We start from the raw sequence: 26,106 nt of genomic DNA on the forward strand, positions 1-26,106 counted from the left end.
CGATCCCGGGCAAGGCGTGGGATGCCGATGCTGCTTGTTATATATGCCGCTTAGATGGAGAGCGGCGCTGGAGCCCAGCGCCGCAGCACGCTTATTCCGCTGCCGGAATGGGCGTGGGTTGTCCGGTTTCGTCCATCGCCACCATGATGAAGGTTCCGGCGGTGACTTTTTCCAGCTTGTCATAACGCGACCGCTGCGCCCAGGCTTCCACCGTCAGCGTGATGGAGGTGCGGCCAACGCGGGCGATGTCGGTATAGATGGACAGCGTATCGCCGATCTTCACCGGCAACTCGAAGGCCATTTCCTTGACCGCCGCGGTGACCACGCGACAGCGGGAACGCTCCGCTGCACGGATGCCGCTCGCCAAGTCCATCTGCGACATGACCCAGCCGCCGAAAATATCGCCGGCCGGATTGGCGTCGGCCGGCATGGCGAGCGTTCTGAGCGTCAGCTCGCCGGTCGGTTTGATCGTCTGGTCGGTCATGTTGAGATTTGCTCCGTGCGAATGACAAAGGCGCAGCATGCGTTGCGCTTTGCGATTTCGCAAGGAAGGCGAAGCGTCAGGACGACGCTTTGCCCAGAAATTGCTGCGTTGCATAAAGGGCGATGGCTGCCGCATTCGAAACGTTGAGCGATTTGATCTCGCCGGGCATATCTAGACGGGCGAGCGCCGAGACGGTTTCGCGCGTTTTCTGGCGCAGGCCCTTGCCTTCGGCGCCCAGCACCAGCGCGATTTTTTCACCGCTGAAGGTCTGCTCGATGGGGGCGGGGCCTTCGGAATCCAGACCGACGGAGAAGAAGCCGAGCTTGTGCAACTCGCCCAGCGCATCGGCCAGATTGGTGATCTGGATATAGGGAATGAGTTCCAGCGCACCGGAAGCCGATTTCGCCAGCACGCCGGACTCGGTCGGGCTGTGGCGCATGGTGGTGATGACGGCGCCGGCGTTGAAGGCGACCGCGGAGCGCATGATGGCGCCGACATTGTGCGGATCGGTGACCTGATCGAGCACGAGAATGAGCGGGCTGTCCTTCAGCGCGCCAAGACGCTTGACCGGCAGCGGCCGGGTTTCCAGCATCACGCCCTGGTGGATGGCCTCGGGACCGAGCACACGGTCGATATCCTGAGGGGAAACCATCTCGACCGGGAAGGGCTGGGCATCGGCCTCGCCGATATCGAGACGCGCAAAGGCGTTCTGGGTGACGGAGAGCTTGACGATCTGCCGTTCGGGATTGGCGAGTGCCGCGCGCACGGTATGCAGGCCGTAAAGATGCACCTGATCGGGCGCAAGCTGCGGCGGCTTCCAGTCGTCTGCGCCTCGGTTCTTGCGCTTCGGCTGCTGCGGGGTCGGAATTTCGCCACGCTCGCGCTTGGCGTCGCGCACGGCGCGGCGCAGGTTGGCATAGTGCGTGTCGCGGGTGGATTTGTTCTTGGGATCGTCTTTGCTCATGGCGCCTTATATCTCCGCCGGGAGGCGCGCACCAGCCCCCGCGATAATCCACAGGGCCGTAAAGAGGTTTGAATTTTTTCCCGAAAATTCGTGAAAGGGCGTGTTGACAGAAACGAACGAGGCCGTCATATACGCGCCACAGACGACGCAACGGCGCTTCGCCGCAGCGAAATCTGAAGAGCTTGGTCGCTCGATCCTAGCAGAAAGCTGGAGGGATGCCCGAGTGGTTAAAGGGGACGGACTGTAAATCCGTTGGCTACGCCTACGTTGGTTCAAATCCAACTCCCTCCACCATTCTGCACGGATCGAAATCACCACCGCGGGTATAGCTCAATGGTAGAGCAGCAGCCTTCCAAGCTGAATACGCGGGTTCGATTCCCGCTACCCGCTCCAGCTTCTCCCCAATATCATCAATAAAGTTTCTCTAGTACTGTTTTGCCGCCCTTTGCCTCTGCGGAAACATGCGGCCGTCTTCTGGCATTTTTCCACCTGTAGGAAGGGCGTTCTTCCTGAGTGCTTTGTTATGAGGTCTGACTGCGTCTGTGGGGGTCGCACCATGCAGAACGCGTCTTCAGGATGGCTCCAGCGCCGACTGGATTCGCAGTTTTTCCGCGTCCAGTTCGCTCAGCCTTCCCATATGCGCCGTGATTTCCTCAAAGATCGAGGTGCGATCCGTTTTCGACAGGCGCTCCACGCGACGCAGGGCCGTGATGACCTCGATCAGATCAAGTCGCTCCTGTTCAAGCTTTTCCAGATTCCAAAGCATCGCGTTTTCCCCGTTGTCACGCGTTCAAACGGCTCGCCGGGCAAAAGGTTCAGATCAGTAGAATTTAAGGTAAATTTTATCTTGTCGGCAACGGCCCGGGCTGGAGATGCTCCCCCGGGCCTCACCGAATCAATAGGGTGAGCGGCACTGCGTCCGCGTGCCGGCAGGGGCCATATAGCTGTTGTCGGTGGGGTGGTAGGATGTGTAACGCGCCGCACACCATTTTATATGGTCGATTTCGGCTTGAGACAGGGCGTAGCCGTTGGGCGTGGCTTCTTCGCCTTTCCCTGCCGCAAAGGCAGACGCGGGGTAGCCTCGCTGATCTGAATTCTGCGCCTGCGCCTGTGTTTCGTAGGCCGGCTGTATGAGGCTCAACGCATGGGCGGGCACGACAGCAGCGGCAGATATCGCGACGCCAAGAGCGAGCGCGGAGATGGTCTTCGGCATCCTCAACATCGATAAATCCTCGTTATTCGTTCGGTATGCTAACGAAAACTTAGGAAATTCGTTCCGGTGAAGGGTTGACCCTACACGAACACGTGATTCTTCGGGCTGGGCGGTGGGAGGAGGTTGAAGCGGCAATATCGGGGTGCTCCCGGTCCTGCGGCGGCTTTCATGATGACGGTGCGATGCTGCCTTCACCGGGAAGACGGTGTGTCCGGCAAGCAAGTTCCATTCCCACCTGCTTCACTTTCCGTCCTTTCGCACTGCTCGTTGACAAGCGGAAAATCCGGTCAGATAGTCGGCCGGCAATCATGCAAACGGGAGTCTTCAATGTTTAACAGGGTTGTCATTCTCTCATCCTTTGCGCTGCTGGCATCGGCGGCGTTTGTCTCCCCCGCAGCCGCACTCACCATGAAGGAGTGCAGCGTGAAATATCAGGCGGCGAAAGCCGACGGGTCGGCCAAGGACGTCAAGTGGAACGACTATCGCGCCAAGTTCTGCGGCAGCGAGGCGGCAGCTGAGGATGCGGCCGACGACAAGCAGGTCGCGGCCACCACCGAAAAAGAACCCGCAAAAGCGACGACAAAGGCCCCGAAGGGCGTCGCTTTCCCGAGTGCTGTCGATAAGAAATATTCAAGCGAGACGCCCGCAAAGGCCCGCCTGAAAACCTGTGTCGACTCCTATCACAAGAACAAGAATGACGGCACGCTCGGCGATCTGAAATGGATCCAGAAGGGCGGCGGCTACTGGAGCCTGTGCAACACGGCCCTGAAGAGCTGAGATAGGCGGGGGCGGATTACCTCCGGCGCTGGCGCGTTATCCAACATGGTTTCGGATAACGCGTGAGCCGATTCGGCCGTGATCGTTTGCCCTTGCCCCCTTTTTCCCTTGCCGCCATTCGCCGGCAGATGCGGATATCGCTTCTTGTCCGCGATCAGGACCTGATCGCGGATGAGTCCGTTTCTCGATGGGTGGAAACGTGCCGTATGGGGCAACCCCGTTTTCGGGCGGGTAAAATCTGCGAATGGTTTGCGATTCAGTCTCTTGATAGAAAGACTTGACCCTGCGGCTTGATCCGCATCCAGCAATTCAACGGCTGCGGCTGTCCGATGACGGCTCGCCGGCAATGTGGGCGGATGACAAGACGATTTCGAAACTATCTCACCGTGCTGGCCATATCGCTGCTGATGTGGACGGTGATCCTTGGCGTCGTTTATTGGCTTTTTCGATAGGTTTTATCACAGCTTGCCGGCCTGAATGAAAGTGCTGCAAGGCCTGTGCGGTGATAAAGCCGCCTGATGCCTGCGAGGCCGATATTCCCGAAAATTTGATATGGTGAGAGGCGGCCGCCCCATTTCGGCTTTGCTGGCGTGACCTTATGGTTCGGTGAAATCAGGAAAGGGTCATTATGAAAAAATCCGTCGCCGCGACATGCCTTGCAGCTTTCTCCATGTCGGTCGCTACCGGCGCCATGGCTGAAGAGCTGGTGATTCCGCTTCCGAATGACACGACGGTCGAAAAGGTGGAGACCGTCTATCAATGCGCCGCCGACAAGGTGGAGGCCGTCTATTTCAATGCCGGTGAGATCAGCCTCGTGCGGCTGGGGCTGAAGGATGGCGTCACCGTTGCCGCAAATGTCATTTCCGGGTCGGGTGCCAAATATCAGGGCGGCATTTATGTCTGGTGGTCGAAGGGCGAGGAGGCGGATCTTTACGATCTGATGGCGGATCCGGAGATGAAAAAGCCGGTTCATTGCGTCGAGGCCAGGAAATCCTGAGCATCTGCTCCTTCCCGCAAAGGAGCGGCGGCAGGGCGGTTTTTTGAAAACCTTGCCATGCCGCCGGTCAGCGTGGGAGTGCGCGCGCGGCGCGTTCAGCCAAGAACGAGCGACGCAAGAAGCGCCAGCAGGATAAGAGAGCTGGCGACAACACCGAGCCTCACCCTGCGAAGGCGGCGGGTACGACCGCCGCTCCAGTCATAAGCCATTGGCAGCTTTACCTTTCTTTTTATTATTATGACTTATTGCCTAGCTCCCTAGGCTTGCCCGTGGCTGACCTCAATTGTCAGAATCCATCGGCGAAAATTCACGATTTCCCTGTCTTCTCCCGATGTTGCAGCAAGCGCGACGATTGATTCTTACTGTCCTGCGACGGCAAAGAGGATGGTGAGACCTGACGGGCGCAGGCCATGAAAAAGGCCCGGAAACTGGCGTTTCCGGGCCTTCTGGAGAAGCGTGTCTGCTGGTCGTTTCAGCTCAGATAGGGCTGGAGATAGGGCAGAACCTCGAGGGTGCCGTGATACAGCATGTTGAGGGCGACATAGATGATGACCATCAGGCCGAGATAGGAAATCCAGCGATAGCGGTGCAGCAGCTTGGCGACGAAGTTGGCGGCAAGGCCCATGAGCGCAATCGAAACGACGAGGCCGATGATGAGCACCGTCACATGTTCCTGTGCGGCGCCGGCGACGGCAAGGACGTTATCCAGCGACATGGAAACATCGGCGATGACGATCTGGGTCGCGGCCTGGAAGAAGGTCTTGTGCCCCTTGGTCAGGTCGGCCTCTTCATCCGTCACCTCGTCTTCGATGGAGCCTGCGGCCTCACGCAGTTCCGTCCACATCTTCCAGCACACCCAGGCGAGCAGCAGGCCGCCGAACAATTGCAGGCCGACAATGGCGAGAAGCTGCACGGTGACGGCGGCAAAGCCGATGCGCAGAACCGTGGCGGCGATGATGCCGACCAGGATCGCCTTGCGGCGAAGGTGAGCGGGCAGACCGGCGGCGGCAAGGCCGATGACGATGGCGTTGTCGCCCGCCAGCACGAGGTCGATTGCGATGACCTGTAAGAATGCCGTGAAACCGGCGGCTGTGAAGATTTCCATGGGATGGTCCTGAAACGGATAGAGAGGTCGCGAGGGAAGCGACGGATCGAGATATGGCTTGGGATGGCGCGTCCGCGCCGGATTCCAGTCGCCCGTCTCCCCCCGGCGATGAAATGTCCTTAAGCCATCATGCCGGTGCAGGTAAAGAAGTTGTGATAGAAATATCTTATTTAGTGATCGGCCATTCCGGAGGAGGGGGCCATTGAGCGGATGCCCGCTTCGCCCTCGCGAGGGTTTGAATGTCGCAAATCAGATACCATATACGGGCCTCAAGGCACGCTTAGGGCGCGCGCGAAGACGCTTTCACAATTAAGTCTTGCGCATTCGCTTACAAAGCCTTAAACGGCGACACCAAACCGGTACGCCGGGGAAACTACTTCACGTTCACAGGAAGCAATTCACATGGCAAAGAGCAAGTTTGAGCGCAATAAGCCGCACGTCAACATTGGCACGATCGGTCACGTTGACCATGGCAAGACGTCGCTGACGGCAGCGATCACGAAGTTCTTCGGCGAATTCAAGGCGTATGACCAGATCGACGCCGCGCCTGAAGAAAAGGCCCGTGGTATCACGATTTCGACGGCGCACGTTGAATACGAAACGCCTGCCCGTCACTACGCGCACGTCGACTGCCCCGGCCACGCCGACTACGTGAAGAACATGATCACCGGTGCTGCCCAGATGGACGGCGCGATCCTGGTTTGCTCGGCTGCCGACGGCCCGATGCCACAGACCCGCGAGCACATCCTGCTCGCCCGTCAGGTTGGCGTTCCGGCGATCGTCGTGTTCCTCAACAAGGTCGACCAGGTTGACGACGCCGAGCTTCTCGAGCTCGTCGAGCTTGAAGTTCGCGAACTTCTGTCGTCCTACGACTTCCCGGGCGACGATATCCCGATCATCAAGGGTTCGGCACTTGCTGCTCTTGAAGATTCCGACAAGAAGATCGGTGAAGACGCGATCCGCGAGCTGATGGCTGCGGTTGACGCCTACATCCCGACGCCTGAGCGTCCGATCGACCAGCCGTTCCTGATGCCGATCGAAGACGTGTTCTCGATCTCCGGCCGTGGTACGGTTGTGACGGGTCGCGTTGAGCGCGGCATCGTCAAGGTTGGCGAAGAAGTCGAAATCGTCGGCATCCGTCCGACCTCGAAGACGACGGTTACCGGCGTTGAAATGTTCCGCAAGCTGCTCGACCAGGGCCAGGCCGGCGACAACATCGGTGCTCTGGTTCGCGGTGTTAACCGTGACGGCGTCGAGCGTGGTCAGATCCTGTGCAAGCCGGGTTCGGTTAAGCCGCACAAGAAGTTCAAGGCTGAAGCCTACATCCTGACGAAGGAAGAAGGCGGCCGTCATACGCCGTTCTTCACGAACTACCGTCCGCAGTTCTACTTCCGCACGACGGACGTAACGGGCATCGTGACACTTCCGGAAGGCACGGAAATGGTTATGCCTGGCGACAACGTGACCGTTGACGTCGAGCTGATCGTTCCGATCGCGATGGAAGAAAAGCTGCGCTTCGCTATCCGCGAAGGCGGCCGTACCGTCGGCGCAGGCATCGTGGCCTCGATCGTCGAGTAATTTCAAACCCGCAAGGGATTGAAGAAAACCCCGCTGGAGACAGCGGGGTTTTTTATTGCCGGAAAGGGTCAGAGTCCGTTTGAAAACGTCGGACGGGTCGATCCGGCGATGCTTTTTGCGCCTGGCTGTGTCGAAAATCTTGACGATATCATCGGATATCGCCTTCGATCTTCTTCTTGCCAGACACAAAAATCACCTGCCGGCTCTCCGCCGCCGAGTTTCCAAACGGACTCTCAGCAGTCGATGCGGACGATGTCGCCATCCTTGAGATGGAAGAATGCGTCCTGCGGCACATCGAGGCGCAATGCTTCCTCCTTCGGAAGGTTCGCATAGACGCCGCGCAACAGGCGGCTGGTGATGCCGTGGCAGATGACGATCGCATCGCGAGCCTGTCTCTGCTGAATGGTCTCCAGGCTGCGGGCCACCCGGCTCGTCATTCTTTCGAACGTCTCACCGCCCGGCGCGTGGAAGAACCATTCGTATCGATCCAGCCCGTCGCGCATGCCGGGATATTCATAGTCGATCTCGTAATCCGTCATGCCGTCCCATACACCCATGCCGATCTCCATCAGGCCGGGATCGAGGGTGATGCCGTCGATCATGCCGATTTCGCCTGCGACGATCTCGCAGGTCTGTCTCGCCCTGCCGAGCGGGCTGGAGAAAATATGGACTTCATCGGTTTCGATAAGCGCTGCGAGCCTGCGGCCCATGCGTATTGCCTGTTGTCGCCCCAGTTCCGTCAAAGGCGAATCGACCTGACCCTGCCAGCGGCGAACGGCGTTGAATTCGGTCTGGCCGTGACGGACGAGATAGATGCTCATGGGCGTTCCTGTGAAATGCGGGGAAGATCAGCGAATTGAACGATGCACCCCGTGGGCGGGGCATGCCGGGGTATTTTGCCAGACAATGTGAAAAAACAAAAAACACACTTGCCATTCTTTTCCCTGCACCTTAAAGGAGCGCATACCGAATTGGCCAAGCGATTTCGCGGCCGGTTCAGGTGATCAAGGGGTATAGCTCAGTTGGTAGAGCGGCGGTCTCCAAAACCGCAGGTCGGGGGTTCGAGCCCCTCTGCCCCTGCCACTTTCCATTCGCAAGCGCGGGTCCTCGCTGCATGGCAGATGGGTGCCGGATTTCCGGCGAATTTCGCGGAATGTCGATTTCCTCTTGTTAAAAAGGGAATCGGTGTTTATGTAGGGTCAAAACAGACACGCGGTGCGTGGGGCTGATTAGTTCGGCTTTACGCGCCGTAATTGCGTGGGCAGTCAATGGCATCCAAAACCAATCCGTTTACGTTTCTGCAGCAGGTTCGCGCCGAAGCGTCAAAAATCACTTGGCCGTCGCGCCGCGAGACCATGATTTCGACGGCTATGGTGCTGGTGATGGTCATTTTTGCGGCTCTGTTCTTCTTTGCTGCGGATCAGCTCATCGGCTGGCTGCTCAGCCTGGTGCTGAACGTAGGCCGGTAACGGCGCGGTCAAAGGCCCGGTGGAAGGATCGAACGGAGAATAAAAATGGCAGCGCGCTGGTATATCGTTCACGCATATTCGAATTTCGAAAAGAAGGTCGCCGAGTCGATCGAGGAAAAGGCCCGCCAGAAGGGTCTGGATCATCTTTTCGAGAAAATCCTCGTGCCGACCGAAAAGGTGGTCGAGGTGCGTCGCGGCCGCAAGGTCGATAGCGAGCGCAAGTTTTTTCCAGGTTACGTGCTGGTGCGCGCCAACCTGACGGATGAGGCCTATCACCTCATCAAGAACACGCCGAAGGTTACCGGTTTCCTCGGTTCGGACAGCAAGCCTGTTCCGATTCCCGATTATGAAGCCGAGCGTATCCTCGGTCAGGTTCAGGAAGGTGTCGAGCGTCCGAAGTCTTCGGTTTCGTTCGAGATCGGCGAGCAGGTTCGCGTTTCCGACGGTCCGTTCGCGTCGTTCAACGGCGTGGTTCAGGATGTCGACGAAGAGCGTTCGCGCCTGAAGGTGGAAGTGTCGATTTTCGGCCGCGCTACGCCGGTCGAGCTGGAATACAATCAGGTCGAAAAGGTCTGATTGGCGGGGCGAGACCCCAAGCGCGTGGAAGGCTAACTGGCTCTTTAAGCCGGGGCAGGGCGCCGCACCACGCAACCGCAGCCGCCGGAGCAATCCGGCTTAAGAGAAGCCGGGTAACCGGTTTGAATTGAAAGGCAGAGAGATATGGCTAAGAAAGTTGCAGGCCAGCTCAAGTTGCAGGTAAAGGCCGGGGCGGCCAATCCGTCCCCGCCGATCGGTCCGGCACTTGGTCAGCGTGGCATTAACATCATGGAATTCTGCAAGGCGTTCAATGCCGCCACGCAGGAAATGGAAAAGGGTATGCCGATCCCGGTCGTCATCACCTATTACCAGGACAAGTCCTTCACCTTCGTCATGAAGCAGCCGCCGATGACCTACTGGCTGAAGAAGGAAGCGAAGATCACCTCCGGTTCCAAGACGCCTGGCAAGGGCGCCAAGGTCGGCTCCATCACCAAGGCTCAGGTCAAGACGATCGCTGAAGCCAAGATGAAGGATCTGAACGCAGCCGATATCGAAGGCGCAATGGCAATGGTTGAGGGCTCTGCCCGCGCCATGGGCCTGGAAGTGGTAGGTTGATCATGGCCAAGGTAGCAAAGCGCATTCAGAAGATCCGCGAAGGCGTGGATCCGAACAAGCTCTACGTTCTCACCGACGCCATTTCGATGGTCAAGGAACGTGCTGTCGCCAAGTTCGACGAAACCGTTGAAGTTTCGATGAACCTCGGCGTTGACCCGCGCCATGCGGACCAGATGGTTCGTGGCGTCGTCAACCTGCCGAACGGCACCGGTCGTGACGTTCGCGTCGCCGTCTTCGCCCGTGGCGCCAAGGCTGATGAAGCCACGGCTGCCGGCGCTGACGTTGTCGGTGCGGAAGAACTGGTTGAAATCGTCCAGGGCGGCAAGATCGACTTCGATCGTTGCATCGCGACCCCGGACATGATGCCGCTCGTCGGCCGTCTCGGCAAGGTACTCGGCCCGCGTGGCATGATGCCGAACCCGAAGGTCGGTACGGTGACGATGGATGTTGCCGGCGCCGTCAAGGCGTCCAAGGGCGGCGCTGTCGAGTTCCGCGTCGAAAAGGCCGGTATCGTACACGCTGGCGTTGGCAAGGCTTCGTTCGACGCCAAGGCTCTTGAAGAAAACATCAAGGCTTTCGCCGATGCCGTCATCAAGGCAAAGCCGACCGGTGCCAAGGGCAACTACGTCAAGCGCGTCGCGATTTCCTCGACCATGGGTCCGGGCGTCAAGATCGACCCTTCGTCGGTTACGGCTTAATCAATTCTCGCGCTTCCCAGGGGAAGTGTGAATAAAAGAATTTCCGGCTCCCAGGAGCCGGAGATTTCCGGGGAAACCCGGAACTCCTGTCCGAGATTGCGGGTGGCCATGTCTTTCGGGACCTGGCCTTAATCATTCAACCTGCATGAGACGGGTGAGGCTGGATTTGAGGCATCCTGGATGCCTGACTGTCCGGTTCGAACCTGGTGTGCCTGTGCCTGAAGCCGTTTGCGGCGACAGAGCGGGGGACAGGATCCTCGAGCGTCGCTCGGGATCTTTGTAAAAAGGTCCCTTGGGGCAAAGGCAAACCCGACGGGTTCACAATCATGTGGTCCCGTCTACTGGAGACAGACAGTGGAAAGAGCGGAAAAACGCGAATTCGTCACGGAGCTGAACGAAGTCTTCAAGGCTTCCGGTTCGGTTGTCGTGGCCCACTATGCTGGTGTCACCGTTGCGCAGATGAACGACTTCCGTTCGAAGATGCGCGCTGCCGGAGGCACCGTCAAGGTCGCGAAGAACCGCCTGGCCAAGATCGCTCTTCAGGGCACGGAGTCGGAAGGGATGACAGATCTCTTCAAGGGCCAGACGCTGATTGCATACAGCGTCGACCCGATGATCGCTCCGAAAGTCGTCATGGATTTCGCCAAGACCAACGACAAGGTCGTTGTTCTCGGTGGCGCCATGGGTGCAACCACGCTCAACGCCGAAGCAGTCAAGTCGCTTGCGACCCTGCCTTCGCTGGACGAGCTGCGCGCAAAGCTGCTGGGCCTTCTCAATGCCCCGGCAACCCGCGTCGCTACGGTTGTCGCCGCACCTGCAAGCCAGCTGGCACGGGTGTTCTCGGCTTACGCCAAGAAGGACGAAGCCGCTTAAGGCGGTTTTTCGCTGTAAATATTCAAACTGGTTCGAACTGAACAAAAGGAACTATCAAAATGGCTGATCTCGCAAAGATCGTAGACGACCTCTCCTCGCTGACCGTTCTGGAAGCTGCAGAACTGTCCAAGCTTCTCGAAGAAAAGTGGGGCGTTTCCGCTGCTGCTCCGGTAGCTGTTGCTGCTGTTGCTGGCGGTGCAGGCGCTGCTGCTGCTGCTGAAGAAGAAAAGACCGAATTCGACGTGATCCTGGTTGACGCTGGCGCCAACAAGATCAACGTCATCAAGGAAGTCCGCGCTATCACGGGCCTCGGCCTGAAGGAAGCCAAGGACCTCGTTGAAGGCGCTCCGAAGGCTGTCAAGGAAGCTGTTTCCAAGGCTGAAGCTGCTGATCTCAAGAAGAAGCTTGAAGAAGCCGGCGCTAAGGTCGACGTTAAGTAATCTTGCGATTACTGGCGGGAAGGGGCTTCATGCCCCTTTCCGTCGTCATCGTTTTTAAAACTCATTACCCAAAAGCCGCGTGAAAATGGCTTTTGGGTAATGGGTTCTTCAAGAGAATGGTTCCGAACCGGCTCATCTAGGCAATCCGGCCTGATCGATCCGGGATGTGGAACGAGATTGATGACACCCATTGCTTGACGGGATCGACTGGCCATCGGTTCCCGTCCGTTGCAGGCCCGGATGCAATTTTTAAAGGAGCGACGATGGCTCAGACCCTTTCGTTTAACGGTCGCAGGCGCGTACGCAAGTTTTTCGGCAAAATTCCAGAAGTAGCGGAAATGCCGAACCTCATCGAGGTTCAGAAGGCTTCGTACGACCAGTTTCTCATGGTTGACGAGCCCAAGGGTGGCCGTCCCGACGAGGGATTGAATGCCGTATTCAAATCCGTATTCCCGATCACCGATTTTTCCGGCGCCTCCATGCTTGAATTCGTGTCCTACGAATTCGAAGCGCCGAAGTTCGACGTCGAGGAATGCCGTCAGCGCGATCTGACCTATGCTGCGCCGCTGAAAGTGACGCTGCGCCTCATCGTGTTCGATATCGATGAAGATACGGGCGCGAAGTCCATCAAGGACATCAAGGAACAGTCCGTCTACATGGGCGACATGCCGCTCATGACCAATAACGGCACGTTCATCGTCAACGGCACCGAGCGCGTCATCGTTTCGCAGATGCACCGTTCGCCGGGCGTGTTCTTCGATCACGACAAGGGCAAGAGCCATTCTTCCGGCAAGCTGCTCTTCGCTGCCCGCGTCATCCCCTATCGCGGTTCCTGGCTCGACATCGAGTTCGACGCCAAGGACATCGTCTATGCGCGTATCGACCGTCGCCGCAAGATCCCCGTGACCTCGCTGCTGATGGCGCTTGGCATGGATGGCGAAGACATTCTGTCGACCTTCTACACCAAGGCTTCCTATGAGCGCGACAGTGACGGCTGGCGCATTCCGTTCCAGCCCGAGACGCTGAAGAACGCCAAGGTCATCACCGACATGATCGACGCCGATACCGGCGAAGTCGTGGTCGAAGGTGGCAAGAAGCTGACCCCGCGCCTGATCCGTCAGCTGACGGAGAAGGGCCTGAAGGCACTGAAGGCGACCGACGAGGACCTCTACGGCAACTATCTGGCCGAAGACATCGTCAACTACGAGACGGGTGAAATCTATCTCGAAGCCGGCGACGAAATCGACGAGAAGACCCTCGGTCTCATCCTGCAGTCCGGCTTCGACGAGATTCCGGTCCTCAACATCGACCACGTCAATGTTGGCGCCTATATCCGCAACACGCTGTCTGCCGACAAGAACGAGAACCGTCAGGAAGCCCTGTTCGACATCTACCGCGTCATGCGTCCGGGTGAGCCGCCGACCATGGAATCGGCGGAAGCGATGTTCAACTCGCTGTTCTTCGATGCAGAGCGTTACGACCTGTCGGCCGTCGGCCGCGTCAAGATGAACATGCGCCTCGACCTCGATGCGGAAGACACCGTGCGCACGCTGCGCAAGGAAGACATCCTCGCCGTCGTCAAGATGCTGGTCGAACTGCGCGACGGCAAGGGCGAAATCGACGACATCGACAACCTCGGCAACCGCCGTGTCCGTTCTGTCGGCGAACTGATGGAAAACCAGTATCGTCTGGGCCTTCTGCGCATGGAACGTGCGATCAAGGAACGTATGTCCTCGATCGAAATCGACACCGTGATGCCGCAGGACCTGATCAACGCCAAGCCGGCAGCCGCCGCCGTTCGCGAATTCTTCGGTTCCTCGCAGCTGTCGCAGTTCATGGACCAGGTGAACCCGCTTTCGGAAATCACCCACAAGCGCCGTCTTTCGGCTCTTGGACCGGGTGGTCTGACCCGCGAGCGCGCCGGCTTCGAAGTCCGCGACGTTCACCCGACCCATTACGGCCGTATTTGCCCGATCGAAACGCCCGAAGGCCCGAACATCGGTCTGATCAACTCGCTTGCAACCTTCGCCCGCGTCAACAAGTACGGCTTCATCGAAAGCCCGTACCGCAAGATCGTCGACGGCAAGGTGACCAACGACGTGATCTACCTCTCCGCCATGGAAGAGGCCAAGTATTACGTCGCGCAGGCCAACGCGCCGCTCAATGAAGACGGTTCGTTCTCGGAAGAGTTCGTCGTCTGCCGTCACTCGGGCGAAGTTATGCTCGCACCGCGTGACAACATCAACCTGATGGACGTTTCGCCGAAGCAGCTCGTTTCGGTCGCAGCGGCTCTCATTCCGTTCCTGGAAAACGACGACGCCAACCGCGCTCTCATGGGCTCGAACATGCAGCGTCAGGCCGTTCCGCTTCTGCGCGCCGAGGCACCGTTCGTCGGTACCGGCATGGAGCCGATCGTCGCCCGTGACTCCGGCGCTGCCATCGCAGCCCGTCGTGGCGGTGTGGTCGATCAGGTGGATGCGACCCGTATCGTTATCCGCGCCACGGAAGACCTCGATGCCGGCAAGTCCGGTGTTGATATCTACCGTCTGCAGAAGTTCCAGCGTTCGAACCAGAACACCTGCGTCAACCAGCGTCCGCTGGTTTCCGTCGGCGACAACATCTCCAAGGGCGATATCATTGCGGACGGTCCGTCGACCGACCTCGGCGATCTGGCTCTCGGCCGCAACGCGCTCGTCGCGTTCATGCCCTGGAACGGCTACAACTACGAAGACTCGATCCTGATGTCGGAGCGTATCGTTTCCGACGACGTGTTCACCTCCATCCACATCGAAGAATTCGAAGTGATGGCGCGCGACACGAAGCTTGGTCCGGAAGAAATCACGCGCGACATTCCGAACGTTTCGGAAGAAGCGCTGAAGAACCTCGACGAAGCCGGTATCGTTTACATCGGTGCCGAAGTTCAGCCGGGCGACATCCTCGTCGGCAAGATCACGCCGAAGGGCGAAAGCCCGATGACGCCGGAAGAAAAGCTTCTGCGCGCCATCTTCGGTGAAAAGGCGTCCGACGTTCGCGACACTTCCATGCGCATGCCTCCGGGCACGTTCGGTACGGTCGTGGAAGTCCGCGTCTTCAACCGTCACGGTGTGGAGAAGGACGAGCGCGCGATGGCTATCGAGCGCGAAGAGATCGAGCGTCTGGCGAAGGACCGCGACGACGAGCAGGCGATCCTCGACCGTAACGTCTACGGCCGTCTGATCGACATGCTGCGTGGCCACGTTTCCATCGCCGGTCCGAAGGGCTTCAAGAAGGGCGTCGAGCTTTCCAACGCCGTCGTTTCCGAATATCCCCGCTCGCAGTGGTGGATGTTCGCGGTCGAAGACGAGAAGGCTCAGTCCGAACTCGAAGCGCTTCGTGGCCAGTACGATGAATCCAAGTCGCGCCTTGAACAGCGCTTCATGGACAAGGTCGAAAAGGTCCAGCGCGGCGACGAAATGCCTCCGGGCGTCATGAAGATGGTCAAGGTCTTCGTTGCTGTTAAGCGCAAGATCCAGCCGGGCGACAAGATGGCCGGCCGTCACGGTAACAAGGGCGTCGTCTCGCGTATCGTTCCTGTCGAGGACATGCCGTTCCTCGAAGACGGCACGCATGTCGACATCTGCTTGAACCCGCTCGGCGTGCCTTCGCGCATGAACGTCGGCCAGATCCTCGAAACCCACCTCGCATGGGCATGCGCAGGCATGGGCAAGAAGATCGGCGAGATGCTCGAAGAGTATCGCAAGACGATGGACATCAGCGAGCTTCGCAGCGAGCTGACGGAAATCTACGCGTCTGAAGCCAATGACGAGGTTCAGCGTTTTGACGACGACTCGCTCGTCAAGCTTGCCGAGGAAGCCAAGCGCGGTGTTTCCATCGCGACGCCGGTTTTCGACGGGGCGCATGAGCCTGACGTTGCCGCGATGCTGAAGAAGGCAGGTCTGCATGAATCCGGTCAGTCCGTCCTTTACGACGGTCGTACCGGTGAGCCGTTCGACCGCAAGGTCACCGTCGGCTACATGTACATGATTAAGCTGAACCACCTTGTCGACGACAAGATCCACGCTCGCTCGATCGGTCCTTACTCGCTCGTTACCCAGCAGCCGCTGGGCGGCAAGGCGCAGTTCGGCGGACAGCGCTTCGGGGAAATGGAAGTCTGGGCTCTGGAAGCATACGGCGCAGCTTACACGCTGCAGGAAATGCTCACCGTCAAGTCGGACGACGTGGCTGGCCGCACCAAGGTTTACGAAGCGATCGTCCGTGGCGACGACACCTTCGAAGCCGGTATTCCCGAGAGCTTCAACGTTCTCGTCAAGGAAATGCGGTCGCTCGGCCTGTCCGTCGAGCTGGAAAACTCGAAGATCGAGAACCAGCCGGAAGACCAGCTGCCTGACGCGGCGGAATAAAATTGAGAGAGGCGGGCGCCTGCAAGGGCGCCTGCCGGTTTCCCGGGGCGGGTATTGGCCGGCTCGGGACACTTTCGCCGCATTGTGCGGTTAAATCCGTATTTAAAGCTCTGGACGGTGACCCGGGAAGAAGCCGGTCCAGATGCAAACAGGGGCAGCAGCTAGCCTCTCAAGGAGACAAGGCATGAACCAAGAGGTCATGAATCTTTTCAATCCTCAGGTGCCTGCGCAGCATTTCGATTCCATCCGGATTTCGATCGCTTCGCCGGAAAAAATCCTGTCGTGGTCCTACGGCGAGATCAAGAAGCCGGAAACCATCAACTACCGTACGTTCAAGCCTGAGCGTGACGGTCTTTTCTGCGCGCGTATCTTCGGACCGATCAAGGACTATGAGTGCCTGTGCGGTAAGTACAAGCGCATGAAGTACAAGGGCATCATCTGCGAAAAGTGCGGCGTCGAAGTCACGCTGTCGCGCGTTCGCCGTGAGCGCATGGGCCATATCGAGCTCGCAGCGCCGGTTGCCCACATCTGGTTCCTGAAGTCGCTTCCTTCGCGTATCTCGACCCTGCTCGACATGACGCTGAAGGATGTCGAGCGCGTTCTCTATTTCGAGAACTACATCGTCACCGAGCCTGGCCTCACGTCGCTCAAGCAGAACCAGCTTCTGTCTGAAGAAGAGTACATGATCGCCGTTGACGAGTTCGGCGAAGACCAGTTCACCGCCATGATCGGCGCTGAAGCCATCTATGAGATGCTGGCTTCGATGAACCTCGAAAAGATCGCTGGCGACCTGCGTGCCGAACTTGCTGAGACCACGTCTGATCTCAAGCAGAAGAAGCTGATGAAGCGCCTGAAGATCGTTGAGAACTTCATGGAATCCGGCAACCGCCCGGAATGGATGATCATGAAGGTCGTTCCCGTGATTCCGCCGGACCTGCGTCCGCTGGTTCCGCTGGATGGCGGTCGTTTTGCGACGTCCGACCTTAACGACCTCTATCGCCGCGTCATCAACCGTAACAACCGTCTGAAGCGCCTGATCGAGCTTCGCGCACCTGGCATCATCATCCGCAATGAAAAGCGTATGTTGCAGGAATCCGTCGATGCGCTGTTCGATAACGGCCGTCGCGGTCGCGTCATCACGGGTGCCAACAAGCGCCCGCTGAAGTCGCTCTCCGACATGCTCAAGGGCAAGCAGGGCCGCTTCCGTCAGAACCTTCTCGGCAAGCGCGTCGACTATTCCGGTCGTTCGGTCATCGTGACCGGTCCGGAACTGAAGCTGCACCAGTGCGGCCTGCCGAAGAAGATGGCGCTCGAACTGTTCAAGCCGTTCATCTACGCCCGCCTCGACGCCAAGGGTTACTCCTCAACCGTCAAGCAGGCCAAGAAGCTGGTTGAAAAGGAAAAGCCTGAGGTCTGGGATATCCTCGACGAGGTCATCCGCGAGCATCCGGTTCTCCTGAACCGCGCACCGACGCTGCACCGTCTGGGTATCCAGGCTTTCGAACCCATGCTGGTCGAAGGCAAGGCCATCCAGCTGCACCCGCTCGTCTGCACGGCCTTCAACGCCGACTTCGACGGTGACCAGATGGCTGTTCACGTTCCGCTTTCGCTGGAAGCCCAGCTGGAAGCGCGCGTGTTGATGATGTCGACCAACAACATCCTGCATCCGGCAAACGGCCACCCGATCATCGTTCCTTCGCAGGACATGGTTCTCGGTCTGTATTACCTGTCGATCATGAACCAGAACGAGCCGGGCGAAGGCATGGCCTTCTCCGACATCGGTGAGCTGCATCACGCGCTTGAAAACAAGGTCGTGACGCTGCATGCCAAGATCCGCGGCCGCTTCAAGACCGTGGATGCCGATGGCAAGCCGGTTTCGAAGATCCATGAAACGACCCCTGGCCGTATGCTGATTGGCGAACTTCTGCCGAAGAACGTCAACGTGCCTTTCGACGTCTGCAACCAGGAAATGACCAAGAAGAACATCTCCAAGATGATCGACACGGTCTACCGTCATTGCGGCCAGAAAGACACGGTCATCTTCTGTGACCGCATCATGCAGCTCGGCTTTGCCCATGCCTGCCGCGCCGGCATTTCGTTCGGCAAGGACGACATGGTCATTCCGGACAGCAAGGTGAAGATCGTCGGCGACACCGAAGCTCTCGTGAAGGAATACGAACAGCAGTATAATGATGGTCTCATCACCCAGGGCGAAAAGTACAACAAGGTTGTCGACGCCTGGGGCAAGGCAACCGAAAAGGTCGCCGAAGAAATGATGGCACGCATCAAGGCTGTCGAGTTCGATCCGGAAACGGGCCGCCAGAAGCCGATGAACTCCATCTACATGATGTCCCACTCGGGTGCTCGTGGTTCTCCGAACCAGATGCGTCAGCTGGGCGGCATGCGCGGCCTGATGGCGAAGCCGTCGGGTGAAATCATCGAGACGCCGATCATCTCGAACTTCAAGGAAGGCCTGACCGTTAACGAGTACTTCAACTCGACCCACGGTGCCCGTAAGGGTCTTGCAGACACCGCCCTGAAGACCGCGAACTCGGGTTACCTGACCCGTCGTCTCGTCGACGTCGCGCAGGATTGCATCGTCAACTCCAGGGATTGCGGCACCGACAAGGGCCTCACCATGACCGCCATCGTCGATGCCGGTCAGGTCGTTGCCTCGCTCGGCGCGCGTATCCTCGGCCGTACGGCTCTGGATGACATCGACAATCCGGTCACCGGCGAGAACATCGTCAAGGCTGGAACGCTGATCGACGAAGCCGACGTTGCGACCATCGAAAAGGCCGGCATCCAGTCCGTCCGCATCCGCTCGGCGCTTACCTGCGAAGTGCAGATCGGCGTCTGCGGCGTCTGCTACGGTCGCGACCTTGCACGCGGTACGCCTGTCAACATGGGCGAAGCCGTCGGCGTCATCGCCGCACAGTCTATCGGTGAACCGGGCACGCAGCTCACCATGCGTACGTTCCACCTTGGCGGTACGGCAAACGTGGTCGACCAGTCGTTCCTCGAAGCCTCGTATGAAGGCACGATCCAGATCAAGAACCGCAACATCCTGCGGAACTCCGAAGGCGTTCTCATCGCCATGGGCCGTAACATGTCCGTTACGATCCTCGATGAGCGCGGCGCGGAACGTTCCACGCAGCGTGTGGCCTACGGTTCGAAGATCTTCGTGGACGATGGCGACAAGGTTAAGCGCGGTCAGCGTCTTGCAGAGTGGGACCCCTACACCCGTCCGATGATGACGGAAGTGGAAGGTACCGTTCACTTCGAAGACCTCGTCGATGGTCTCTCCGTTCTGGAAGCGACCGACGAATCCACCGGCATCACCAAGCGTCAGGTCATTGACTGGCGTTCGACGCCGCGCGGTTCTGACCTCAAGCCTGCTATCGTCATCAAGGACGCTTCCGGTGCGGTTGCGAAGCTTGCCCGTGGTGGCGAAGCCCGCTTCCAGCTGTCGGTCGACGCCATCCTGTCGGTCGAGCCGGGTGCGAAGGTCTCCCAGGGTGACGTGCTTGCACGTTCGCCGCTGGAAAGCGCCAAGACGAAGGACATCACCGGCGGTCTGCCGCGCGTTGCCGAACTGTTCGAAGCCCGTCGTCCGAAGGACCACGCCATCATCGCTGAGATCGATGGTACGATCCGCCTCGGCCGCGACTACAAGAACAAGCGTCGCGTGATGATCGAGCCTGCGGAAGACGGCGTCGAGCCGGTCGAATACCTGATCCCGAAGGGCAAGCCCTTCCACCTTCAGGAAGGCGACTATATCGAAAAGGGTGAATACATCCTCGACGGTAACCCGGCGCCGCACGACATTCTGGCGATCAAGGGCGTGGAGGCTCTGGCTTCCTACCTCGTGAACGAAATCCAGGAAGTCTACCGACTGCAGGGCGTTGTGATCAACGACAAGCACATCGAGGTGATCGTTCGCCAGATGCTGCAGAAGGTCGAGATCACCGATGCTGGTGACAGCCAGTATATCGTCGGCGACAATGTCGACCGTATCGAGCTGGACGACATGAATGACCGTCTGATCGAAGAGGGCAAGAAGCCGGCTTACGGCGATCCTGTTCTGCTCGGCATCACCAAGGCTTCGCTGCAGACGCCGTCCTTCATCTCGGCCGCATCCTTCCAGGAAACCACCAAGGTTCTCACGGAAGCTGCGATCGCCGGCAAGACGGACACGCTGCAGGGCCTCAAGGAAAACGTCATCGTCGGCCGTCTCATCCCGGCCGGCACCGGCGGCACCATGACGCAGATCCGCCGCATCGCCACCTCGCGCGACGACCTCATTCTCGAGGAACGCCGCAAGGGCACCGGTGCAGGTTCTGCGAACCAGATGCTGCAGGACATGACGGACCAGGCTCCGGCCGCCGAATAAGGCGGGAAGGGCAGGGGCTTTGCGAAGCCCGCCAAAGTTCAGAACAAAACGCCCGGAGCAATCCGGGCGTTTTTGTTTGTGCGGATAGGGGTCTGTCGCTTTTGCGGTCGGGCGACGTCTCCAGCCACGTGCGGCGGGCTCAGCCCTGTTCGCGGATGTTATAACGGGTGAGGACGGAAAGCCGGCGAACGAGATCGGTCTGGCCGGTGCTGCCGGTCTTCGCATAGATCGACTTGGCGTTGCTGCGCACCGTTTCGTGGGAAATCTGCAATTGTTTCGCCACGGCGGGAAGCGAAAGCCCCTTCATGATTTCCAGCGCCACACGGGCCTCGCCCCTGGTGAGGTCGTAAAGCCCCTTTAGCAGTGAGGTCGCGTCGGCGACGGTACCCATGGGTTGCGATATCAGCACGATGGCGCAGCCTTTCGGGGACAGATCCAGTGCGTTCCTGCGCAACGGTATGACGTGGAGGATGCAGGACCGGTCTTCGCCGGTCGGCAGCGGGAACGAGCTGATATTATGCCCGGCAAGCGCCTTATAGAGCAGCCGGTTCACTCTTTCGTCGGCAATCACGATCCTGTCGTGGGCGCGGGTGGAAATACATTTCCTGAGGGAGAGAAACATGTCGTTTGCGGAAAGCACACGTCCGCTCGCTTGAAGCACCGCCGCCGGCGCCCCGATGGCGTTCAGTCCAAGCGTCATGGCATCGGCTTTCTGCCGTTGCAGCCGGGTTGCCAGCGTGAGGCTGCGGGCAATATGCGGTCTCAGCCGGTCCAGCGCCGCCATGGTTTCCGGCCCTATGACGCCGCTATCGAGCTTGCGTTCGAAAAGCACCGTCATTGCCGGATGGTCGGGCGGCGCAACCTGGGTGGCCGCGCCATATCCCAGTCCACGCGGTATCAGGAAATCGCGCACGATCGGCAGGCCGGCCCATTCATCATGGGTGAAAACATCGAAATCCTGCACGAAGGAAAATTGTCCCTCACGGATCGCGCGGGTGAGGCGGTCGTTTCGGCGGTTCCAGCCGCCATCCATGAAGGCCTGCATCAGTTCCTGGAAATTGGGCGTGTAGAGCCAGGCTTCTTCTTCACCCTTGCCCCAGGTAAGGGCGCCACCCCAGAAATCCAGCCGGTGGCCGATGGCGGCAATGACCTGTGCCCAACGATCGGGGAAAAGCGCTGCCTCATAAATGTCATCGATAATGTCTGCCGACAATATAGTATTCAACCCGCCACCGGAATCCTGTGTCGGGGCTATTTAAACCTCATATTTCGGCGTTGTTCAACGTATAATCTAATAATACTATTGTATTCAAAGTATATAATCTATGAGTGACTTAATATATTGACTAATTTGCCAAAGGGATCGCGCAGAAACAGCCGGCGCACGCCCCAGGCCTCGGTAACCGGGCCATAGTCGATCGGCAAGCCCGCTTTCAGGATTCTTTCGTGAATCTCTTCGAAATTATCGACCTCGATGGAAAGGTCCGGCACTGCCGCGCCGGAGCCGCCTTCGCTTGCGAAGCTGACCTGCGCCCCGGCTTCGAGCGGACTGGCATAGGTCAGGATCCAGCCGTGGTCCATGGCGACGGTCATGCCGAGAATATCGCCATAGAACGCCTGAGCCCGCGCGGGTTCCGGCGTTGCGATGTTGGCGACGACGCGTCTTACCGCCACGGACCTGCGCCTCAGGCGAAGCGGATGATGGCGACTTCGCCTTCAAGCGCGCCCTGATAGGCGGAGGCGTGCGGCTCTTCATCCGGCACTTCGGTCAGCATGCCGATCTGGTCGAGATCGGCTTCGATGAAACCTTCCTCGGAAAGCGCGTTCAGCGCTTCGCGCACGGCGGTATCGTCGTCCGGCGCCCGCAGGATGACGTGAATGTCGATACCGTCGGAATTGTCGGTTTCGTAAGCCTTGCCGATGACAATGAAGACCATCGGCTCGTCGCGTCCGTTGTCGTTGTCGGGGAGGGTGCTCATGACGCGGTTCCTTGATCTGTCGTTGCTGTGATGCGGGCCGAGGGAATCGGTCCCGCCCATGGCGGAGCCGCTCTGGCCCGCCATGGGGAATCAATAGACGGATTTTATGAAAAGCCAAAGCGTGGAGGTCAAAATCGCTGCCTTCTGCGCCGACTTATGTTAAAGCGGGTTGGAAATGGCCCGGACGTGGGCTTTGCGGCCATGGGTGGCGGCGCAAAATGTGGATTCACCCTTGACGAAAGCTGGCTAAAACAGTAGTACGCCCGCCATCGGAGCCTCTGTGGGTGCTGGCCGTTCGGTAACCTTTTTCCCGAACATCATCTCAAACGGGTCTCCATTGCACGTAGAAGACACGAATGTTGCACGCAAGACGCCTCATCCGGTGTCCTCTGCTCTTGGTGGTCCATCCGTGAAAACGGATCGGGCCACGTTTTGCGCATGAGGATATATGCGTGCATCGTCGCCGGCAACGGCATAGCCGCCACCCGTGAGGGTGGCTAAAGTAGTTTTTGCAAGGGATGGTTATATGCCTACCGTAAACCAGCTGATCCGCAAGCCTCGCCAGGCACAGGTAAAGCGCAACAAGGTTCCTGCTCTTCAGGAAAACCCGCAGAAGCGTGGTGTTTGCACCCGCGTTTACACGACGACCCCGAAGAAGCCGAACTCGGCTCTGCGTAAGGTTGCCAAGATCCGCCTCACCAACGGCTTCGAAGTCATCGGCTACATTCCGGGCGAAGGTCACAACCTTCAGGAACACTCCGTGGTCATGATCCGCGGCGGCCGCGTAAAGGACTTGCCGGGCGTGCGTTACCACATCATCCGCGGTGTTCTCGATACCCAGGGCGTCAAGAACCGCAAGCAGCGCCGCTCCAAGTACGGTGCGAAGCGTCCGAAGTAATTCGGGTTTAAACAAATTCCGGCGCTGCGCGAGGTTCTCCGCGTGGTTTAGCGTCAATAACATTGAGAGACAAAGAATATGTCCCGTCGCCATAGTGCAGAAAAGCGTGAGATCAACCCGGACCCGAAGTTCGGCGATCTGGTCGTCACCAAGTTCATGAACGCCATCATGCTTCACGGCAAGAAGTCGGTCGCAGAAAGCATCGTTTACGGCGCGTTCGACGTCGTTCAGGGCAAGACGAAGCAGGAGCCGCTCGGCGTGTTCCACTCCGCCCTCGACAACGTTGCTCCGCACGTTGAAGTGCGTTCGCGCCGCGTTGGTGGTGCCACGTATCAGGTTCCCGTCGACGTTCGCCCCGAGCGCCGTCAGGCCCTTGCTATCCGCTGGCTGATCACGGCTGCCCGCAAGCGCAACGAAACGACCATGGTCGATCGCCTTTCCGGCGAACTCATGGACGCTGCGAACAACCGCGGTTCCGCTGTCAAGAAGCGCGAAGACACGCACAAGATGGCCGACGCCAACCGCGCATTCTCGCATTACCGCTGGTAATCTTAACCGGTCGCATATCGAAAGGCAGTCCATTATGGCTCGCGAATATAAAATCGAAGACTACCGCAATTTCGGTATCATGGCGCATATCGACGCCGGCAAGACGACGACCACCGAGCGTATCCTTTATTACACCGGTAAGTCGCACAAGATCGGCGAAGTTCACGATGGCGCTGCCACGATGGACTGGATGGAACAGGAGCAGGAGCGTGGTATCACCATCACCTCCGCTGCCACCACGACCTTCTGGAAGGGTCGCGACGGCAAGATGCGCCGCTTCAACATCATCGACACCCCCGGCCACGTCGACTTCACCATTGAAGTCGAGCGTTCGCTGCGCGTTCTCGACGGCGCCATCGCGCTGCTCGACGCCAACGCCGGTGTTGAGCCGCAGACGGAAACCGTCTGGCGCCAGGCCGAGAAGTATCATGTTCCGCGTATGATCTTCTGCAACAAGATGGACAAGACCGGTGCTGACTTCTACCGCTCGGTAGAAATGATCAAGACCCGTCTCGGCGCCATCGCCGTTGTCATGCAGCTGCCGATCGGCGCTGAGACCGAGTTCAAGGGCGTTATCGACCTGATCGAGATGAACGCACTCATCTGGCGCGACGAATCGCTCGGCGCTCAGTGGGACGTCGTCGAAATCCCGGAAGACATGAAGGCCAAGGCTGACGAATATCGCGAAAAGCTGATCGAGACCGTTGTCGAGATCGACGAAGAGGCGATGGAAGACTACCTGAACGGCATCATGCCCGACAACGACAAGATCCGTGCGCTCGTTCGCCGCGGCACCATCGACGTGAAGTTCCACCCGATGTTCTGCGGTACCGCGTTCAAGAACAAGGGCGTTCAGCCGCTTCTCGACGCTGTTGTCGACTACCTGCCTTCTCCGCTGGACATTCCGGCGATCAAGGGTATTGACTTCAAGACCGAAGCCGAAATCGAGCGTCATGCCGACGACAGCGAGCCGCTTTCCATGCTCGCGTTCAAGATCATGAACGACCCCTTCGTCGGTTCGCTGACCTTCGCACGTATCTACTCGGGCAAGCTCGAAAAGGGTACGTCTGTCATCAACACGGTCAAGGACAAGCGCGAGCGCGTCGGCCGTATGCTGCAGATGCACTCCAACAGCCGTGAAGACATCGAAGAAGCCTTTGCCGGCGACATCGTTGCTTTGGCTGGCCTCAAGGAAACCACCACTGGCGATACGCTCTGCGATCCGCTGAAGCCGGTTATCCTCGAGCGCATGGAATTCCCCGAGCCGGTCATCCAGATCGCGATCGAGCCGAAGACCAAGGGCGACCAGGAAAAGATGGGCCTCGCGCTCAACCGTCTGGCTGCTGAAGATCCGTCGTTCCGCGTCAAGACCGACGAAGAGTCCGGTCAGACGATCATCGCGGGCATGGGCGAACTTCACCTCGACATTCTCGTTGACCGTATGCGTCGCGAGTTCAAGGTTGAAGCAACCGTCGGCGCTCCGCAGGTTGCCTACCGCGAAACGATCACACGTCAGCACGAAGAAGACTACACGCACAAGAAGCAGTCCGGTGGTACCGGCCAGTTCGCTCGCGTGAAGATCATCTTCGAACCGAACCCCGAAGGCGAAGACTTCAAGTTCGAGTCGAAGATCGTCGGCGGTGCTGTTCCGAAGGAATACATCCCGGGCGTTCAGAAGGGTATCGAAAGCGTTCTGTCTTCCGGTCCGCTGGCTGGCTTCCCGATGCTCGGCGTCAAGGCGACGCTGGTCGACGGTGCATTCCACGATGTTGACTCGTCGGTTCTCGCCTTCGAAATCGCATCGCGTGCCTGCTTCCGTGAAGCAGCGAAGAAGGCTGGCGCACAGCTTCTCGAGCCGATGATGAAGGTCGAAGTCGTAACGCCGGAAGACTATGTCGGTGACGTTATCGGCGACCTGAACTCCCGTCGTGGTCAGATCCAGGGCCAGGAAAGCCGTGGTATCGCCGTCGTCATCAACGCGCATGTTCCGCTCGCGAACATGTTCAAGTACGTCGACAACCTGCGCTCCATGTCGCAGGGCCGTGCACAGTACTCGATGACGTTCGACCACTATTCGCCGGTTCCGTCGAACGTGGCGCAGGAAATCCAGGCTAAGTACTCCGGTCAGAAGTGATCG

At 58.8% G+C, this 26,106-nt stretch carries 24 protein-coding genes and 3 tRNA genes; 18 read left to right on the top strand and 9 right to left on the bottom strand.

Translation table 11 applies throughout. The features are described 5' to 3' along the window. Nucleotides 1-91: 91 nt before the first annotated feature. Both ACQZ5K_RS09070 and rlmB read right to left on the bottom strand, forming a co-directional pair. Nucleotides 92-484, bottom strand: a complete 393-nt coding sequence (locus tag ACQZ5K_RS09070; protein ID WP_035263398.1) for an acyl-CoA thioesterase — start codon at nt 482-484, stop codon at nt 92-94. Nucleotides 485-560: 76 nt separating this feature from the next. Continuing rightward, on the bottom strand, nt 561-1,448 hold the full coding sequence (rlmB, locus tag ACQZ5K_RS09075) for a 23S rRNA (guanosine(2251)-2'-O)-methyltransferase RlmB (RefSeq protein WP_003522448.1): 888 nt from the start codon (nt 1,446-1,448) through the stop codon (nt 561-563). Nucleotides 1,449-1,657: 209 nt separating this feature from the next. On the opposite strand from rlmB, the gene ACQZ5K_RS09080 reads away from it, so the two are divergent. Then, nucleotides 1,658-1,742, top strand: a tRNA-Tyr gene (locus ACQZ5K_RS09080). Between the two features lie 25 nt (nt 1,743-1,767). Then, nucleotides 1,768-1,841: transfer RNA gene (locus tag ACQZ5K_RS09085), tRNA-Gly, on the top strand. Nucleotides 1,842-2,019: 178 nt separating this feature from the next. Here ACQZ5K_RS09085 and ACQZ5K_RS09090 read toward each other — a convergent pair. Next, nucleotides 2,020-2,214, bottom strand: coding sequence for a hypothetical protein (locus ACQZ5K_RS09090; protein WP_003522450.1), 195 nt, complete (start codon nt 2,212-2,214; stop codon nt 2,020-2,022). 129 nt (nt 2,215-2,343) lie between these two features. After that, a complete protein-coding gene (locus ACQZ5K_RS09095) occupies nt 2,344-2,670 on the bottom strand; it encodes a BA14K family protein (protein ID WP_003522452.1) in 327 nt (108 codons plus the stop codon). Between the two features lie 318 nt (nt 2,671-2,988). On the opposite strand from ACQZ5K_RS09095, the gene ACQZ5K_RS09100 reads away from it, so the two are divergent. The 3 genes from ACQZ5K_RS09100 (at nt 2,989) to ACQZ5K_RS09110 (ending at nt 4,435) form a co-directional block, all read left to right on the top strand. Continuing rightward, on the top strand, nt 2,989-3,438 hold the full coding sequence (locus ACQZ5K_RS09100) for a hypothetical protein (RefSeq protein WP_035263391.1): 450 nt from the start codon (nt 2,989-2,991) through the stop codon (nt 3,436-3,438). A 277-nt stretch (nt 3,439-3,715) separates the two neighbouring features. Further along, nucleotides 3,716-3,919, top strand: a complete 204-nt coding sequence (locus ACQZ5K_RS09105; RefSeq protein WP_448740190.1) for a hypothetical protein — start codon at nt 3,716-3,718, stop codon at nt 3,917-3,919. A gap of 147 nt (nt 3,920-4,066) precedes the next feature. Beyond that, nucleotides 4,067-4,435, top strand: coding sequence for an MliC family protein (locus ACQZ5K_RS09110; protein WP_080856526.1), 369 nt, complete (start codon nt 4,067-4,069; stop codon nt 4,433-4,435). 472 nt (nt 4,436-4,907) lie between these two features. Here the strand turns inward: ACQZ5K_RS09110 and ACQZ5K_RS09115 are convergent, their stop codons facing one another. Next, nucleotides 4,908-5,540 carry a TerC family protein gene (locus ACQZ5K_RS09115; RefSeq protein ID WP_003522456.1) on the bottom strand — a complete coding sequence of 211 codons (633 nt, stop codon included), beginning with the start codon at nt 5,538-5,540 and terminating at the stop codon, nt 4,908-4,910. Nucleotides 5,541-5,942: 402 nt separating this feature from the next. On the opposite strand from ACQZ5K_RS09115, the gene tuf reads away from it, so the two are divergent. Continuing rightward, entirely contained in the window at nt 5,943-7,118 is a 1,176-nt protein-coding gene (gene tuf / locus ACQZ5K_RS09120; RefSeq protein WP_003525183.1) for an elongation factor Tu, read from the top strand. A 233-nt stretch (nt 7,119-7,351) separates the two neighbouring features. Here the strand turns inward: tuf and ACQZ5K_RS09125 are convergent, their stop codons facing one another. Beyond that, the gene (locus ACQZ5K_RS09125; RefSeq protein WP_003523717.1) at nt 7,352-7,939 is read right to left on the bottom strand and encodes a histidine phosphatase family protein; all 588 of its coding nucleotides are present in this window, start codon (nt 7,937-7,939) and stop codon (nt 7,352-7,354) included. 186 nt (nt 7,940-8,125) lie between these two features. On the opposite strand from ACQZ5K_RS09125, the gene ACQZ5K_RS09130 reads away from it, so the two are divergent. The 9 genes from ACQZ5K_RS09130 (at nt 8,126) to rpoC (ending at nt 20,543) form a co-directional block, all read left to right on the top strand. Continuing rightward, nucleotides 8,126-8,201: transfer RNA gene (locus ACQZ5K_RS09130), tRNA-Trp, on the top strand. A gap of 185 nt (nt 8,202-8,386) precedes the next feature. Continuing rightward, nucleotides 8,387-8,587, top strand: coding sequence for a preprotein translocase subunit SecE (gene secE, locus ACQZ5K_RS09135; protein ID WP_003523719.1), 201 nt, complete (start codon nt 8,387-8,389; stop codon nt 8,585-8,587). A 45-nt stretch (nt 8,588-8,632) separates the two neighbouring features. After that, nucleotides 8,633-9,163, top strand: coding sequence for a transcription termination/antitermination protein NusG (gene nusG / locus ACQZ5K_RS09140; RefSeq protein ID WP_003523721.1), 531 nt, complete (start codon nt 8,633-8,635; stop codon nt 9,161-9,163). Between the two features lie 144 nt (nt 9,164-9,307). Beyond that, nucleotides 9,308-9,739 (top strand): 50S ribosomal protein L11, encoded by a 432-nt coding sequence (gene rplK / locus ACQZ5K_RS09145; protein ID WP_003523723.1) that lies wholly within the window; start codon nt 9,308-9,310, stop codon nt 9,737-9,739. A gap of 2 nt (nt 9,740-9,741) precedes the next feature. Continuing rightward, entirely contained in the window at nt 9,742-10,437 is a 696-nt protein-coding gene (rplA, locus tag ACQZ5K_RS09150) for a 50S ribosomal protein L1 (protein ID WP_003523724.1), read from the top strand. Between the two features lie 354 nt (nt 10,438-10,791). Then, nucleotides 10,792-11,310, top strand: coding sequence for a 50S ribosomal protein L10 (rplJ, locus tag ACQZ5K_RS09155; protein ID WP_003523725.1), 519 nt, complete (start codon nt 10,792-10,794; stop codon nt 11,308-11,310). 59 nt (nt 11,311-11,369) lie between these two features. Further along, nucleotides 11,370-11,750 (top strand): 50S ribosomal protein L7/L12, encoded by a 381-nt coding sequence (gene rplL / locus ACQZ5K_RS09160; RefSeq protein WP_003523726.1) that lies wholly within the window; start codon nt 11,370-11,372, stop codon nt 11,748-11,750. 263 nt (nt 11,751-12,013) lie between these two features. Beyond that, nucleotides 12,014-16,150: a DNA-directed RNA polymerase subunit beta gene (gene rpoB, locus ACQZ5K_RS09165; protein WP_448740191.1), complete on the top strand. Its 4,137-nt coding sequence runs from the start codon at nt 12,014-12,016 to the stop codon at nt 16,148-16,150. Between the two features lie 184 nt (nt 16,151-16,334). Then, the gene (gene rpoC, locus ACQZ5K_RS09170) at nt 16,335-20,543 is read left to right on the top strand and encodes a DNA-directed RNA polymerase subunit beta' (protein ID WP_080816633.1); all 4,209 of its coding nucleotides are present in this window, start codon (nt 16,335-16,337) and stop codon (nt 20,541-20,543) included. A 139-nt stretch (nt 20,544-20,682) separates the two neighbouring features. On the opposite strand, the gene ACQZ5K_RS09175 is transcribed toward rpoC, so the two are convergent. From ACQZ5K_RS09175 to ACQZ5K_RS09185, 3 genes are all read right to left on the bottom strand, one after another. Continuing rightward, nucleotides 20,683-21,768, bottom strand: coding sequence for a helix-turn-helix transcriptional regulator (locus ACQZ5K_RS09175; RefSeq protein ID WP_448740192.1), 1,086 nt, complete (start codon nt 21,766-21,768; stop codon nt 20,683-20,685). 98 nt (nt 21,769-21,866) lie between these two features. Next, entirely contained in the window at nt 21,867-22,217 is a 351-nt protein-coding gene (locus tag ACQZ5K_RS09180; RefSeq protein WP_448740193.1) for a VOC family protein, read from the bottom strand. A gap of 11 nt (nt 22,218-22,228) precedes the next feature. Beyond that, nucleotides 22,229-22,522, bottom strand: coding sequence for a transcriptional regulator (locus ACQZ5K_RS09185; protein ID WP_448740194.1), 294 nt, complete (start codon nt 22,520-22,522; stop codon nt 22,229-22,231). 526 nt (nt 22,523-23,048) lie between these two features. Between ACQZ5K_RS09185 and rpsL the strand changes: the two genes are divergently transcribed. From rpsL to fusA, 3 genes are all read left to right on the top strand, one after another. Further along, nucleotides 23,049-23,420, top strand: a complete 372-nt coding sequence (gene rpsL, locus ACQZ5K_RS09190) for a 30S ribosomal protein S12 (RefSeq protein ID WP_003507760.1) — start codon at nt 23,049-23,051, stop codon at nt 23,418-23,420. Between the two features lie 78 nt (nt 23,421-23,498). Then, nucleotides 23,499-23,969: a 30S ribosomal protein S7 gene (gene rpsG, locus ACQZ5K_RS09195; protein ID WP_003507761.1), complete on the top strand. Its 471-nt coding sequence runs from the start codon at nt 23,499-23,501 to the stop codon at nt 23,967-23,969. Nucleotides 23,970-24,003: 34 nt separating this feature from the next. Further along, nucleotides 24,004-26,103 carry an elongation factor G gene (fusA, locus tag ACQZ5K_RS09200; protein WP_003523732.1) on the top strand — a complete coding sequence of 700 codons (2,100 nt, stop codon included), beginning with the start codon at nt 24,004-24,006 and terminating at the stop codon, nt 26,101-26,103. The last annotated feature ends 3 nt before the right edge of the window (nt 26,104-26,106 follow it).

This window comes from Agrobacterium sp. 22-226-1, from assembly GCF_053522345.1.